This is a genomic window from Streptomyces sp. NPDC002926 (assembly GCF_053591755.1).
This window is the reverse complement of sequence record NZ_JBSFUK010000027.1, coordinates 35,700-49,781: the sequence shown is the minus strand read 5'-3', so window position 1 is coordinate 49,781 and position 14,082 is coordinate 35,700. Positions and strand designations below refer to the sequence as shown.

Sequence of the window (14,082 nt, the reverse complement as noted above, 5' to 3'; positions counted from 1 at the left end):
GTGGCCGAGCAGCACACCCCCCGCTCCCTGATCGTCACCCTGTACGGCGCGTACGGACGCGAACGGCCGGGGCCTCTTCCCGTGGCCGAACTCATCCGTCTGCTGGCGGTACTCGCCGTCGACGCCCCGTCCGTGCGTTCCTCGGTCTCCCGGCTCAAACGCCGCGGCCTGCTGATCCCCGAGCGAACCGCGGACGGGGCCGCCGGTTACGCGCTGTCGGCGGATGCCCGCCAGCTGCTCGACGACGGGGACCGGCGTATCTACACCCGGCACTCCCCCTCGCTGTCCGACGGCTGGGTGCTCGCCGTCTTCTCGGTGCCGGAGGCCGAGCGCCACAAGCGCCATCTGCTGCGTTCGCGGCTGGCCCGGCTCGGCTTCGGGTCGGCGGCGCCCGGTGTCTGGATCGCGCCGGCGCGGCTGTACGAGGAGACCCGGCACACACTGCGGCGGCTCCAGCTCGACCCGTATGTCGATCTGTTCCGCGGCGAGCACCTCGGCTTCGCGCCCACGGCTGAAGCGGTGGCGCGCTGGTGGGACCTGGCGGCGATCGCCAAGCAGCACGAGGAGTTCCTGGATCTGCACGGGCCGGTGCTGCGGGCGTGGGAGGCGCGTGAGGAGGTGCCCGCGCAGGACGCGTACCGGGACTATCTGTCGGCGCTGGACTCCTGGCGGCGGCTGCCGTACGTGGATCCGGGCCTGCCGGTCGAGCTGCTGCCGCAGGGCTGGCCGGGCGCACGGTCGGCGGAGGTCTTCGCCCGGCTGCACGCGCTGCTGCGGGACGCGGGCGCGGCGTTCGTACAACCGTGACCCCGGGTGGCGGAGGGGCCGGGCGGATGTGCCGCCACGACCGCCTCAGCGCAGGGTGAGCCTCGGCTTCGGTGCGTCCGTACGGCCGGCGGGGGGCTTGCGGCTGCCCGCCCGGTACGGAAGCGGCCAGGGTGCGCCCTGGCCCGCGTAGTTTTGGTCGGCCGCCGCGTGCAGCGTCCAGTGGGGGTCGTAGAGATGCGGCCTGGCCAGGGCGCAGAGGTCGGCACGGCCCGCCAGCAGGAGCGAGTTGACATCGTCCCAGGAGGAGATCGCGCCGACGGCGACGACGGGGATGCCGAGGCTGTTGCGGATCAGGTCGGCGTACGGAGTCTGGTACGAGCGGCCGTACTCGGGCTGCTCATCGGGGACGACCTGCCCGGTGGAGACGTCGATCGCGTCGGCGCCGTGGGCGGCGAAGGCGCGGGCGATCCCGACCGCGTCCTCGGCGGTGGTGCCGCCCTGTGCCCAGTCGGTGGCGGAGATTCGGACGGTCATGGGCCGGTCGTCGGGCCAGCTGCCACGCACCGTGTCGAAGACTTCGAGGGGGAAGCGGAGGCGGTTCTCGAGGGAGCCTCCGTAGGAGTCGGTGCGCCGGTTGGTGAGCGGGGAGAGGAAGCCGGAGAGCAAGTAGCCGTGGGCGCAGTGGAGTTCGAGGAGGTCGAAGCCGCTGCGGGCGGCGCGGCGGGTCGCCGCGGCGAACTGCTCGCGGATGTCGTTCAGTCCGGTGCGGTCCAGGGCGTGCGGGACCTGGTTGACTCCGGCCCGGTACGGGAGCGCCGAAGCGGCGGAGAGCGGCCAGTTGCCCTGGTCGAGCGGCTGGTCGATGCCTTCCCACATGAGCTTGGTGGAGCCCTTGCGGCCGGAATGGCCGAGCTGGACACCGATCGCCGTGCCCGGTGAGTGGTGGTGCACGAAGTCGGTGACACGGCGCCAGGCTGCGCCCTGTTCGTCGCTGTAGAGGCCGGTGCAGCCGGGGGTGATCCTGCCCTCGGCGCTGACACAGACCATCTCGGTCATCACGAGGCCCGCTCCGCCGAGGGCGCGTGCGCCGAGGTGGACGAGATGGAAATCGCCGGGGATGCCGTCGGCGGCGCTGTACATGTCCATCGGCGAGACCACCACGCGGTTGCGCAGGGTCAGTCCGCGCAGCCGGAGCGGCGTGAACATCGGGGGTGTGCCGGGCGGGCAGCCGAAGTCGCGCTCGACGGAGTCGGTGAAGGCCGCGTCGCGCATCCGCAGATTGTCGTGGGTGACCCGGCGGCTGCGGGTGAGCAGGTTGAAGGCGAACTGCCGGGGCGGCTGCTCGAGGTAGGTGGCGAGCTCCTCGAACCAGCGGAGGCTGGCGGCGGCCGCGCGCTGGGTGGACTCGACGACCGGACGGCGCTCGGTCTCGTACGCGGAGAGTGCCTGGCCGAGGGTCGGCTGTTCCTCGATGCAGGCGGCGAGTGCGAGCGCGTCCTCGACGGCGAGCTTGGTACCGGAGCCGATGGAGAAGTGGGCGGTGTGGGCGGCGTCGCCGAGCAGCACCGTATTGCCGTGGGACCAGCGGTCGTTGACGACGGTACGGAAGGCGATCCAGGCGGAGTTGTTGCCGCGGAGGGGGCGGCCGCCGAGGGCGTCGGCGAAGATCTTGGCGCACTGGTCGGTGGACTGCTCCTCGTCGCAGGCGTCGAGGCCGGCCGCCCGCCAGACCTCCTCGCGCATCTCGATGATGACGGTGCTGGTGCCGAGTCGGCTCTGCGGCCCGGAGTGCTTCGTCGAGGGGTGGTCATCGGGAGACGGGCGGGCGAAGGGGTAGCCATGGAGCTGCATCACCCCGTGCTCGGTCTCGGCGATCTCGAAGCGGAAGGCATCGAAGGCGAAGTCGGCGGCTAGCCAGATATAGCGGCACCGGTGGGAGGTGATGCGCGGCGCGAAGACGTCGGCGTGCGCCTCGCGGGTGAGGCTGTGCACGCCGTCGGCGGCGATGACGAGGTCGTACGCCTCGGCGAGCTCGGCGGCGGGCGGTGCGGGGGTGCGGAAAAGGAGCCGTACGCCGAGATCGGCGCAGCGCCGGTGCAGGATCTCCAGCAGCCTGCGCCGGCCGAGCGCGGCGAAGCCGTGTCCGCCGGAGGTGAGGGTCCGGCGGCGGTGGACGATGTCGATGTCGTCCCAGCGTACGAACTCGTCCTGGAGCGCGCGGTAGACGACGGGGTCGGCGTGCTCGATCCCGCCGAGGGTCTCGTCGGAGAGGACGACACCGAATCCGAAGGTGTCCTCGGGGCCGTTCCGCTCCCAGACGGTGATCTCCCGCGCGGGATCGAGCCGCTTGAGCAGAACGGCGGCGTACAGCCCTCCGGGCCCGCCACCTATCACGGCGACACGCAGGGCACGGCCGGACCGCGCCGGCTCGCGGACCCGGACCTCCTGCTCGGCCGGTGAGAGGGAGGTCCGGGTCGATTCGGGCGGCGCGGCAGGGAGCGGGCTCGCCTGGGCGCCTTCGGCCGGGCGGGGCATCGTCAGCGCCCCTGCCACTTCGGCGCGCGCTTCTCCGTGAATGCCGCGTGGAACTCCGCGTAGTCCTCGCCGTTCATCAGCAGTGCCTGCGTCGCCGCGTCCAGCTCGACCGCCGCCGCCAGCGGCATGTCGAGCTCGGCGGTGAGCAGTGCCTTGGTCTGGGCGTACGCCAGCGCCGGGCCCTGTGCCAAGCGGCGGGCCAGCTCGGCCGCCCGGGTGTCCGCGTCGCCCTCGTCCGCCAACTCGCTGATCAGGCCGATCCGTTCGGCCTCCGGTGCGCGGACAGGTTCGCCGAGCATCAACAGCCGGGTGGCGTGTCCCAGTCCGACGACCCGAGGCAGCAGATACGCCGCGCCCATGTCGCCGCCCGAGAGCCCCACCTTGGTGAAGAGGAACGCGAACCGGGCCGAGGGGTCGGCGATACGGAAGTCCGCGGCCAGCGCCAGCACCGCGCCGGCGCCCGCCGCGACGCCGTGTACCGCGGCGATCACCGGGAAAGGGCATTCCCGCAGCGCCCGTACGACCTGACCGGTCATCCGGTTGAAGTCGAGCAGCTGCGCGGTGTCCATGGCGAGCGTGGCGCCGATGATCTCGTCGACATCGCCGCCGGAGCAGAACCCGCGCCCCTGCCCGCCCAGCACGAGCGCCCGTACCGACCGCTCACGCGCCAGTTCCGCGAGCAGATCGCGCAGGTCGGCGTAGGCGCCGAAGGTGAGTGCGTTGAGCTTCTCGGGGCGGGCGAGGGTGACGGTCGCGACCCCGTCCTCCTGGGTGAGCCGGAGATGGCGCCACCGCTCGGTACGCGGCGCGGAGCCGGAAAAGGGGCTCATGGAATGTGGCCTCCTTCAGCGGGCGGTCTGCTGCCTGCCCGCCTCTTGAAGCTATCACTCATACGTGACTTCCGTCACGAGTACGCGATACGTCAGGGCACCGACTCGGCGAGAGCGCGGTAGCGGGTGTGGCATATGTCCCACCCGTAGCGGGCCGCAGCCCCTTGTCCAGCCCGTTCCGGTTCGTATGGTTGCAACCAGGACGTCGCACCTCGAATGGACCCGCCCAAGTTGCTCGAAGCCTCCAGCTCCGCCTCGTGGCGCATCGCGCTGCCGCACACCGCCGCCGCCGTGCCCATCGCCCGCGCCCTGATCCGTACGGCGCTGGCGGACATCGAGGCGCCCGCGGACAGCGACACGGCCGAGCTGCTCACGGCCGAGCTGGTTGCCAACGCGGTGAAGCACACCCCCGGAGACTCGCCGATAGAGCTGGTGGTGGAGTTGCTGGAGACGGAATGCCAGGTGGAGGTCCATGACGGCGACCCGGCCCCGCCCGGCGATCTCGCCCGCCCCGGCCCCGAGCCCGATCCCTGGCAGGAGCACGGCCGCGGACTGCTGCTGATCCGAGCGCTGAGCTCGGCCTACGGCCACCGCCCCACCGCCGCGGGCAAGGCGGTCTGGTTCACGCTTCCGGCACGGAACCGACCGGCTCCGCGATAGCCGGCGGCCGCGAGCCGACGGGCCCCGGACCGGCCTGCCCGCAACCGGCCCGCGACACCGCCCGCATGACTATCCGGCGTCCCCGAGGGTGGCGACCATGATCGCCTTGATCGTGTGCATACGGTTCTCCGCCTCGTCGAAGACGACCGAGTGGTCCGATTCGAAGACCTCGTCCGTGACTTCCAGCTCGGTCAGCCCATGCCTCTCATGGATCTCCCGGCCGACCTTTGTCCCCAGGTCGTGGAAGGCGGGCAGGCAGTGCAGGAACTTCACCCCCGCGTTGCCCGTGGCGCGCAGGACATCCATGGTCACGGCATAAGGACCGAGCGCCTCGATGCGCTCGTCCCAGATCTCCTTGGGCTCGCCCATCGAGACCCAGACATCGGTGGCGACGAAGTCCGCCCCCTGGACGCCCTCGGCGATGTCCTCGGTGAGGGTGATCCGCGCGCCACTGGCCTCGGCAGCCTCGCGGGCCCGGGCGACGATCTCCTTCGCCGGCCAGTACGCCTTCGGCGCGACGATCCGTACGTCCATGCCCAGCAGCGCGCCGGTGACCAGGTAGGAGTTGCCCATATTGAAGCGGGCGTCGCCGAGGTAGGCGAAGGCGATCCGCTCGAGCGGCTTGTCGCTGTGCTCGGTCATGGTGAGCACATCGGCGAGCATCTGGGTGGGGTGCCAGTCGTCGGTGAGTCCGTTGTAGACCGGGACACCGGCGAACGCGGCGAGCTCCTCGACCGTGGCCTGCCCATCACCGCGGAATTCAATGGCATCGAACATCCGGCCGAGCACCCGCGCGGTGTCCTTGGCGGACTCCTTGCTGCCGATGTGCGAACCGGCCGGGTCGATGTATGTCGTCGACGCGCCCTGGTCCGCGGCGGCGACCTCGAAGGAGCAGCGCGTACGGGTCGACGACTTCTCGAAGATCAGCGCGATGTTCTTGCCGCGCAGCCGCTGGACCTCGGTGCCCGCTCGCTTGGCCGCCTTGAGTTCCGCGGCCAGGCCGATCAGGCCGCGGAACTCGTCGGCGGTGAAGTCCAGCTCCTTGAGGAAGTGGCGGCCTTCGAGGTGTATAGCCATGGTGGCTGCTCCTGGGTCGCGAATGTGATGACGTGACCTTGGAAGTATATACGAAAGCCTGCATTGCTATACGGCATCGCGTTCGACGGGACAGCTCATACAGCGAGGTCCGCCTCTGCCCCGGCCCAGTTCACTGCCGGGGATCTCGATCACTTCGATGCCCTGCTTGCGCAGGTGGGTGTTGGTGGTGACATTGCGCTCGTACGCGACGACGACGCCCGGCTCGACGGCGAGGACGTTGCAGCCGTCGTCCCACTGCTCGCGCTCCGCCGAGTGGACGTCCTGGGTCGGCGTGAGGACCCTGATCTCCTTGAACCCCAGCGCGGCCGCGATCGCGCTGTGCATCTGCTCGGGCGGATGATCGCTGACCCTCAGCCCCTGAGCGCCTTCGGCCGGTTCGATGGTGTACGAACGGAGCATGCCGAGCCCCGCGTACTGGGTGAAGGTGTCGCGGTCGACCATCGTCATCACGGTGTCGAGGTGCATCAGAGCCCGTCGCTTGGGCATGTCGAGCGCCACGATGGTCCGGGCCGAACCGGCCGCGAACAGCCCGCGGGCCAGCATCTCCACGGCCTGCGGAGTGGTCCGCTCACTCATCCCGATCAGTACCGCGCCGTTGCCGATGACCAGGACGTCGCCCCCCTCGATGGTGGAGGGGTAGTCGTCCTGCCCCTCCGACCAGTGGTGGAACTCTCCCGCGCGCGGACCGGTGAAGAGCGGGTGGTGCTTGTAGATCGCCTCGAAGTGGACCGTCTCACGCTGCCTGGCCGGCCAGCGCATGGCATTGATGGAGACGCCGTCGTAGATCCAGGCGGAGGTGTCGCGGGTGAAGAGATGGTTCGGCAGGGGCCGGAGGAGAAAGTCGTCGAGATCCATCACATGGAAGCGGACGGACGTGGGCTCGGGATGACCGGCGAGGAACTCCCTCTTGGTCATCCCGCCGACCAGCGCCTCGACCAGGTCGGCCGTGGGCAGCTCGTCGAAAGCGGCTCTGAGGTGGCTGGTGGCGAGCGGACCGTACTCCTTCTCGGCGAAGACCCGGTCCAGCACAAGCTTTCTGGCCTCCGGGATCTCCATCGACTCGCGGAGCAGATCGCCGAAGAGGTGCACCTCCACCCCGCGGTCGCGCAGCACGTCCGCGAACCCGTCGTGCTCCTGCCGGGCACGGCGCACCCACAGCACATCGTCGAAGAGGAGGGCGTCCTTGTTACTGGGTGTGAGGCGCTTCAGCTCCAGGTCTGGTCGGTGCAGTATGACCTGGCGCAGCAGCCCGGTCTCGGAGTCGACGTGGAATCCCATGTCCCCATCCTCACCGCGCGGAGCACCGTTCACCCGGCGAACGGCTCACCTTCCCAACTCATTGTGCTGTCCCCCGCCTACATGACGCTCATCAGCATCACGATCAGAACCACAGCGACCACGAGCACGGCGGCGAGAACGACGACGACCAGCCGGCCGTCCTGTGCCGAAGGACGGTCAGGATCGCTCGCTGCGGGGGGCGAGGGCGGCGGCTGATCCGGGAGACTCCGCGGCGTCGCCCGTACATCGTGGGCGGAGCCGACTACGACGCTCGGCTCGTACCCTCCGTGCGCCGCCCTGAGCAGTGCCAGCCACGTGGCTTCCGGCAGTCCGGGACGCTCGGCCGTCACGATCTGCCGGACCGCGGCGCGGCCTGCCCGGTCGGAGCCGGTACTCAGCCGGGGCAGCAGTTCGGTCAAGCGGGTCTTCGGCCGTGGGTCGTCCAGCAGCGGCCGTACCACCCAGCGGTAGAGGGATGCGGCGTTGGCGGCCCGGATCTCGTCGCCGGGGCCGTCGCCACCGCCGCCCGGACCTGGCTGGCCGGTCAGGAAGAGATCGAGGTCGAGGACGGTGTCGCGCAGCCCCCGACGTAGCCGGTGGTGCCAGTACGGCCACCTCTCGGCGATCTCCGCCATCAGGAGTGTCACCGCCTCGTAGGGGATTCCGGCCCGCAGCGCGCGAATCAAGTCCCCGTCCACGGCGCCCCTCACCAGCTCCCTGGCATCGCCCGGCCCGGTGTAGCGCTCGGGAAAGACGGAGAGCACGGTCAGCAGGTACTGGTAGTCGACCGTCGGTCGCCGACCGCGCCGACGCAGCCGGGGCAGCCGGCGCCGACTCGCCTGCGGAGCCTTCCACTCCGCCACGACGATCCGGACCTCGGACTCGGCCGGGCGCGAGGCCGCGGGCGGGACGGCGTGCGAGACGGGATACGGCGGCTGAGCCGGGAGCGGCTGGTGCGTCGCGAGCGGCTGCTGCGGGTGCGGCTGGTGCTGCATGGGTGCCTGGTGCTGGTGCTGCGCGTGCGGCTGGTCGTGTTGCTGCGCGTGCGGCTGGTGCTGCGTGGGCGCTTGGTGCTGGTGCTGGGGCTGCGTGTGTGGCTCCCGCCCGTCATACGGCTCCCGGGACGACGGCATCGACGACTCCCGCCCGTCGTAGGGCTCACGCGCCGACGACTCCCGGCCGGGCTCTTCCTCCCATGGAGGCGGACGGTGTTCCTCCGCCCGGCGGCCGCCGTGCCCGCGTCCGGCGCCGTCCAGCGCCGACAGCGCACGTTCCACCGTGTCCAGCAGCGTCCGCCCGCCCGCGCCGTTCCCCGCCCGCTGCGTCGCGACCGTCCGCAGCGCCCTGTCCACCTCGAACTCCCGCCCGTCCCCCTGCGCCACCCCGCGAAGATGGTGGCGGACCAGCTGAGCCGCGAGTTCCTCCGCGCGGTCCCGGCACCGCTCCCGCGGATCCGTACGCAGCCGCTGGGTGTCCTGAGCCGCCGAGCCCGGCCAGCTGCGTACGAAAACGAAGCGCAGCGCCGCCGTTTCGGCCGTGTCGTGCGTCGCGAACGTCCAGCCTCTCGGGACGAGTCCGCTGAAGATGCCGGCCATGCCCCAGAGCACCCGGCAGGCGCTGTCGCCGCCCTGACGGTCCAGCAGGGTGAAGCGCTGACGAGGATGGCGCAGGAACTCCGCGGCCGCGCCCGTCAGTTCCTCCTCCACTCCGGCCAGGGTCGCCGCCAGCCGGCCCTGCCCCTCGAGGGCCGAGGGCAGCAGCGCCGCCTGACGCACCTGGTCCAGAGCACCCCGTACCTCGCCCAGCGCCAGTTCGCTGCCCTCCCAGGACCAGTCGTGCAGCCCCAGGCAGGTGTCGGGATCGAGTACTTGGGACGATCCGAGCAGCGCATGGCAGACCGTACTCGTACTCCCGCCCGCGTCGCGCCAGGGCGTGCGGTGCAGCAGCAGGGCGCTGCCGTCGCGCTCCAGCCGCACGAGCGCGGGCACCGTGTCCTCGCCGGTCGCCCGGAGCAGCGCGGCCGCGCTGCGGAAGACACCGTCGGCCTGCTCCGGGCCGCAGGACCAGGCCACCGGACCGAAGCCGGTGGTACCCGACGCGTTGTCGGCGTCCCAGCGGAAGACGATCTGCTCCACCCACTCCTCTTGCCGGACCATCAGGCGCCCACCTCTCTCGGCTCCGCTCCCGGCAGGAGCCCGCACATGGCGAAGATCGACAGCAGAGGCGCCAGCACCCGGCGGGGTCTGACACCGTGTGGAAACTCGTCGCCCCTCGCCTGGCCGCCGGTCGCCGCGACGAAGTGCAGGGTGCAGCGGGCACAGTCGTCGAAGGGCTTCAGCCAGGCGGAGCTGGCGTGGTGCGACACGAACGCGTAGGCGTCACGGCTCTCCGCGCGCACGGCATCCGCGTCGAACCGCTCCGGCAGTGCGCGGCCCAGCCAGCGGTCCACGGAGGGGGCGAAGCGCACCAGGTCGCTCTTGTTCACCGCGACCGCCGCCGGCGCGTCGATGTACGGCCCGCGCCGCGGTATCCGGTTGAGGACGGTGGTGAACGCCTCGTCGCCCAGATCACGCCGGCGCAGCTTGTTCCGCTCGCGCACCGGGTCGAGGAACGGCAACCGCAGCGCGCGCAGCGGATCGAGTACGAAGATGAAGGCGCCGACGCCCATCAGAAACCCGGTCACCTCTCCCTCCTGCGCCAGGTCCTCGCCCGCCAGGTCGAAGAAGACAACCGGCCGGGTCGGCCCGCGCCCGGAGACCAGGAGACCGTCGGCGAAGCGCGCGAAGGTCTGCTGGCCGGTGCTGGCCAGCTGCTTTCCCTGGTGCAGTCCCTGCACCCGCTCCCGCAGGAACGTACGGTGCGAAGCCGGGTTGAGCGGCAGGCACTTGAGACCGTACGGCTCGAGCCCGCCCTGTTCGATCTCACCGAGCATCGCGGCCAGCAGATGCGTCTTGCCCACGGCCGAGCTGCCCACCAGGGCGATGGAGAGAGGCTCACCGTTGGTGAGATACGGGACGGGCAGTTCGTGCGACCTGTCTCCGTCGGCGTGCGGGCAGCGGTGGAACGCCTGGCGCAGCGCGTCCTGCCGGTGTGCGGGGCGGTGCTCGGTACTGAGGTCGAGCGGTATGCGGTCGCCTTTGGGGGAGATCGTGAGCAGCATGCTCTCGTCGAAGGTGACCGGGAGCAGACAGTGCGGGCACAGCCGGGGGCGTGGGGACGCCGGCGGCTCGTGCACGGGCTCCGCGACGGGCCGGGGGCCGGCCCCGTTCGCGGGAGGTACGGCTCCCAGCAAGGAGCGCAGCGAGCGGCGAGCGGGCCCCGGCGTCTGTACGGCCGCCTCTTCCACCGGCCGGTCGAGACCCAGTTCTCTTCTCTTTCGGGCGAGTTGGGCGTCGAAGTCGGCACGTGCCCGGCCGAGCGGATCCGTGACACCGGGTGCCGAGACCAGCGGGTCGGTGACATTGAGCAGCCGCATCAGTTCCGTCGGCGTGGGCCGCTCGACCGCCAGCGGAGCGAACACACCGCCGTGGTCGAGCGCGGCCAGCCGACGAAAGTCCGCGAGATCGGCGGGCGGGCCCGTGCCCCGGTCCGCCCGTCCGGAGAGCAGGAAGTACATCAGCTGGGCGACGGCCCACAGATCGTCCCTGGCGTCGGCGCCTCCCATACCCTCGCGCTGTTCGGGCGACGCCCACGGCGCCGCGCCGAACGCGCCCCTGGGCTCCCCGGTGCGCAGCGCGCCGTACGGCTCGGCGAGCCGCACATGGGTGCCGTCCCAGCTGACGGTCTCCGGCGCGATGGCCCGGTGCACGAGCCCCACGTCCTCCAGCAGCCTGACGGCCAGGGTGAGTTGGGCGAGCACTTGGTGCTGCTCGTCCACGGTCAGGGCGCCGCGTCGGGTACTGATCGGCTCACCGCCGTGGATCCGGTAGAGGATGAAGGGCTCGGGGGCCTCCAGATCGAAGCCGATCATCCGTGTGAACACCTCGCCGTACCGCTCGGAGCCGTACCTCCGCTCCAGGGCGACGGCCGCGGCCACTTCCCGCTCCAGTGCGGCGTACGCCTGCGGATCCGCCTGGCCGGAGAGCGGAAGCCGGTACTGGTGCACCGGCCAGCCCGCGCCGAGTGTCACCTCGCGTGCGACCAGCGACGGCCGGCCGGGCAGCCGCCGGTCCGCGCCGAACCGGGCCGCGAACCCGACGGGATCCTCCTTGTGGGTGAGGAATTCCAGCACCCCCGACGCCTCCGCGGATGCGGAGTACGCGCCACCTCCCGGTCCCGTCACGGCGTACCGCCCTCCTCTCCCCTGACGGTACGGACGGTCTCCGCACGCAGCGGTACGAGCCGCAGCACACCGGCGTGCCGGCCGGTCGCCGTCCACACCACGTCCTCGGCCGCGCCGCGCCAGCTGTCGTGGTTCTCGTCCTGCTCCGCGCCGCGGCGCATCGCCTCCGGCACGAACCGCACCTGCCGTACCGCCACCGGATCCTTGGACAGCATCCGCCGGTGCTCGGCGCCGCACAGCGGCACGGCCTGCTCACCCGCGCTGCCCGGTCCCAGGAGCCAGGCCACCCGGTCCGCGGAGACGCCGAGCAACTGGACCGCGCCCGGGCGCCGTTCGGGGTGCGGGGCAAAAGGCGGCGGCGAGGCCGCTCCGTCGCGCTGCAGCCGTGCGTGCACCTCGTCGAGCAGCTCGCCCATCGGCCGGTCCAGCGGCATCCGGCCCGCGCTCGACGGGTCCCGCTCGACCGCTCCCCAACAGGGCGTGACAATGCGGGTCACTCCCTCCATGAGATCCGAGACGAGCGTGTCGACCAGCGCGGGGCCGCCGTCGCCGCGCTCCCGCTCCAGCCAGGCCGGATCGGTGACCGGCTCGAACCGGATGCCGCCGTCGTCCGGTTGCTCCTCGTCGTCCGGTTGCTCTTCGTCGGCCGGAGGCTCTGCCGTCCCATCCGTTCGAGTGCGCTCGAAGGAACCGACGGGGTCCACAGGGTCTGCGAAGCGGCCGGCCGGATCCGGTGCGCCCATGAGGTCGGCCGCCGGTGCGGCGTCGAGCCAGCCGTCACCGGCGGCGCTGTCGCCCCAGCTGTCCCAGCTCCAGGACTCGGCCACCGGCTCCGGTTCGGCCGAAGCAGCCGGTCCCGGTCCCGGACCAGGACCATGACCGGGCCGAAGCCCGGGACCGGGCGCCGGCGCTTCCTCGCGGCGGGTTCCGGAGGGCCGCGAGCCACCCGGGGTGTGCCGCTCCGCCGTGTCGGCGAGGCCCCGCAGCAGCAGGGAGACAGCTCTGGCGCCGTCCGAGCAGTGGTAGCGGGCATCCGCGAACAGCCAGTCGTGGACGGCCGTTTCGATCAGCAGCTGATCGACGTCCCGCACCAGCTGGGCGGCGAACTCCGCGTCCATCCGGCTCCACCAGGCGTCGACGGCCGCGCTCCAGTGGCGCAGCGCCAACAGCACCAGCATCACGAACGAGAGCACCAGTACGGCCGCACCGGCCCACGAGGGAAGCCCGAGGAACTGCCCGGTTCCCGCACCGGCCACGCCACCCGCCAGCCCGCCGAACAGACGGGGCGCCGCCCCCGTGTTCCCCCCGCCGTCGAGCCTGCCGTCGGGTGAACGGCTGGGCCTGCGGCGCAGCATGAGTACGGCGAGTGCGGCCCCGATCAGCCCGGTGGCCGGACCCAGCACCCAGCCGGGTCCCGGCCACAGGCCGGCGGCGAACGCCAGCAGAAACGCCACGACGGCCGCGATGCGCCCGGAGCCGCCCGCGGTGAAGGGTACGGGCGAGGTCAGATGTCTCAGATAGTCCCGGTCGCAGATCTCGTCGAGCCGCGCGAGCCTGGCGGCGCTGCCGGCCGGAGCGGACCGGTCCGACAGTGCCGCGAGCCGCGCGGCGACCGAACGCAGCGGAAGCCGCTCGGCGATCAGGCGCTCCGTGAAGCCGCGCAGTCCGGGTCCGACACTGCTGCGGGACACTTCGGGGATCTCCGGCAGGTCGATTCCGCGCTCCACCAGCCGGCTGCGCTGTTCCGGAGCCAGCCGCACTCCGCCACCGTCCGAGAGTGCCCCGGCGATGGTTTCCTGGTAGCCGGCCAGCGCCGTCGAGAGGCGTTCGAGGCGGCCCGGCAGATCGGCTTCCCCGGCCGTCGTGAACAGCCCGGCCCAGCTTCGTACGTGCTCATAGCCCTCCACCGCGTCGCGCAGTGCGGCCCCGCACTCCCGGTGCCGCGCCTCGGCCCGGCCGCCGGGCAGCAGCCAGGCGCGGCCCTCCAGGTTCCGCGGTACGGAGTCGCCGAGCAGCAGCGCCAGTTCGACGGGGAGAGTGTCGCCCAGGGCGGGGGCGGGGACTTCCTGGCCCACCAGGCTCTCCAGCGCCTGCCGCCAGGACCTGGTCCTGGCGTCATCCGTCAGATCGTGTTCCAGGATGCGTACGGCCGGCACCGCGACGCCGTGGACGACATCCCCGAGCGCCCGCAGAACGGCGTCGAACACCGCCGGGACGACGAGGAGTTCGACGAGGGGACGCAGGGCTTCGTCGGCTCCGTGCGTTCCGGGACTCCGGCCGTTGCTTCTGGCGCCGGTCCCGCCGGACACGTCGAGGAGCCACAGCACACCGGCGGCCGGCGGCCGCAGGGTGAGCGGCCGCCGCAGGGTCCGCTCCTCTCCCGGACCGACGGCCAGGCAGATCACCTGGGCCGGTCCGTAGGAGTAGAGCTCTTCGTAGAGGAGTTGATGGGTGATGAGACCGGGCGCGTCGTCGATGACGAGGAAGCGCCGCTCCTCGCCGGCCTGCGGCTCGTCCAGGGCCTCGGCCACGGCGCCGTGCAACCCGTCCTGCCCCGCGGTCGCCGGGGCCGAGGACCTCAGGTCGAGGCAGACCGCGTGGGCGGGAATGCGGTGTTCAGGTGTCACGGTC

At 71.8% G+C, this 14,082-nt stretch carries 9 protein-coding genes; 2 read left to right on the top strand and 7 right to left on the bottom strand.

The genetic code is table 11. The annotated features are described in order from the left end of the window. Positions 1 to 807, top strand: coding sequence for a PaaX family transcriptional regulator (locus tag ACWDZ6_RS27850; RefSeq protein ID WP_451505015.1), 807 nt, complete (start codon positions 1 to 3; stop codon positions 805 to 807). Between the two features lie 45 nt (positions 808 to 852). Here ACWDZ6_RS27850 and ACWDZ6_RS27845 read toward each other — a convergent pair whose 3' ends face one another. Further along, positions 853 to 3,174 (bottom strand): bifunctional salicylyl-CoA 5-hydroxylase/oxidoreductase, encoded by a 2,322-nt coding sequence (locus ACWDZ6_RS27845; protein WP_451505032.1) that lies wholly within the window; start codon positions 3,172 to 3,174, stop codon positions 853 to 855. Positions 3,175 to 3,305: 131 nt separating this feature from the next. Continuing rightward, positions 3,306 to 4,133: an enoyl-CoA hydratase family protein gene (locus tag ACWDZ6_RS27840; RefSeq protein ID WP_451505014.1), complete on the bottom strand. Its 828-nt coding sequence runs from the start codon at positions 4,131 to 4,133 to the stop codon at positions 3,306 to 3,308. Between the two features lie 216 nt (positions 4,134 to 4,349). Between ACWDZ6_RS27840 and ACWDZ6_RS27835 the strand changes: the two genes are divergently transcribed. After that, on the top strand, positions 4,350 to 4,793 hold the full coding sequence (locus ACWDZ6_RS27835; RefSeq protein WP_326653267.1) for an ATP-binding protein: 444 nt from the start codon (positions 4,350 to 4,352) through the stop codon (positions 4,791 to 4,793). Positions 4,794 to 4,862: 69 nt separating this feature from the next. On the opposite strand, the gene argF is transcribed toward ACWDZ6_RS27835, so the two are convergent. From argF to ACWDZ6_RS27810, 5 genes are all read right to left on the bottom strand, one after another. Continuing rightward, positions 4,863 to 5,870: an ornithine carbamoyltransferase gene (argF, locus tag ACWDZ6_RS27830; protein WP_451505013.1), complete on the bottom strand. Its 1,008-nt coding sequence runs from the start codon at positions 5,868 to 5,870 to the stop codon at positions 4,863 to 4,865. Positions 5,871 to 5,936: 66 nt separating this feature from the next. Next, complete coding sequence (locus ACWDZ6_RS27825) at positions 5,937 to 7,169, bottom strand: arginine deiminase (protein WP_326653264.1); 1,233 nt, start codon at positions 7,167 to 7,169, stop codon at positions 5,937 to 5,939. 77 nt (positions 7,170 to 7,246) lie between these two features. Continuing rightward, positions 7,247 to 9,325 carry a hypothetical protein gene (locus ACWDZ6_RS27820; RefSeq protein ID WP_451505012.1) on the bottom strand — a complete coding sequence of 693 codons (2,079 nt, stop codon included), beginning with the start codon at positions 9,323 to 9,325 and terminating at the stop codon, positions 7,247 to 7,249. Beyond that, positions 9,325 to 11,451: a hypothetical protein gene (locus ACWDZ6_RS27815; RefSeq protein WP_451505011.1), complete on the bottom strand. Its 2,127-nt coding sequence runs from the start codon at positions 11,449 to 11,451 to the stop codon at positions 9,325 to 9,327. Before ACWDZ6_RS27815 ends, ACWDZ6_RS27820 begins: the two co-directional genes overlap by 1 nt. After that, positions 11,448 to 14,078 (bottom strand): hypothetical protein, encoded by a 2,631-nt coding sequence (locus tag ACWDZ6_RS27810; RefSeq protein WP_451505010.1) that lies wholly within the window; start codon positions 14,076 to 14,078, stop codon positions 11,448 to 11,450. The genes ACWDZ6_RS27815 and ACWDZ6_RS27810 overlap by 4 nt, the downstream gene beginning before the upstream one ends. Positions 14,079 to 14,082 lie beyond the last annotated feature (4 nt).

Coding starts and splice junctions, on each gene's coding strand:
- ACWDZ6_RS27840 (WP_451505014.1), bottom strand. CDS start 4,133: ATGAGCCCCTTTTCCGGCTCCGCGCCGCGTACCGAGCGGTGGCGCCAT.
- ACWDZ6_RS27835 (WP_326653267.1), top strand. CDS start 4,350: ATGGACCCGCCCAAGTTGCTCGAAGCCTCCAGCTCCGCCTCGTGGCGC.
- argF (WP_451505013.1), bottom strand. CDS start 5,870: ATGGCTATACACCTCGAAGGCCGCCACTTCCTCAAGGAGCTGGACTTC.
- ACWDZ6_RS27825 (WP_326653264.1), bottom strand. CDS start 7,169: ATGGGATTCCACGTCGACTCCGAGACCGGGCTGCTGCGCCAGGTCATA.
- ACWDZ6_RS27820 (WP_451505012.1), bottom strand. CDS start 9,325: ATGGTCCGGCAAGAGGAGTGGGTGGAGCAGATCGTCTTCCGCTGGGAC.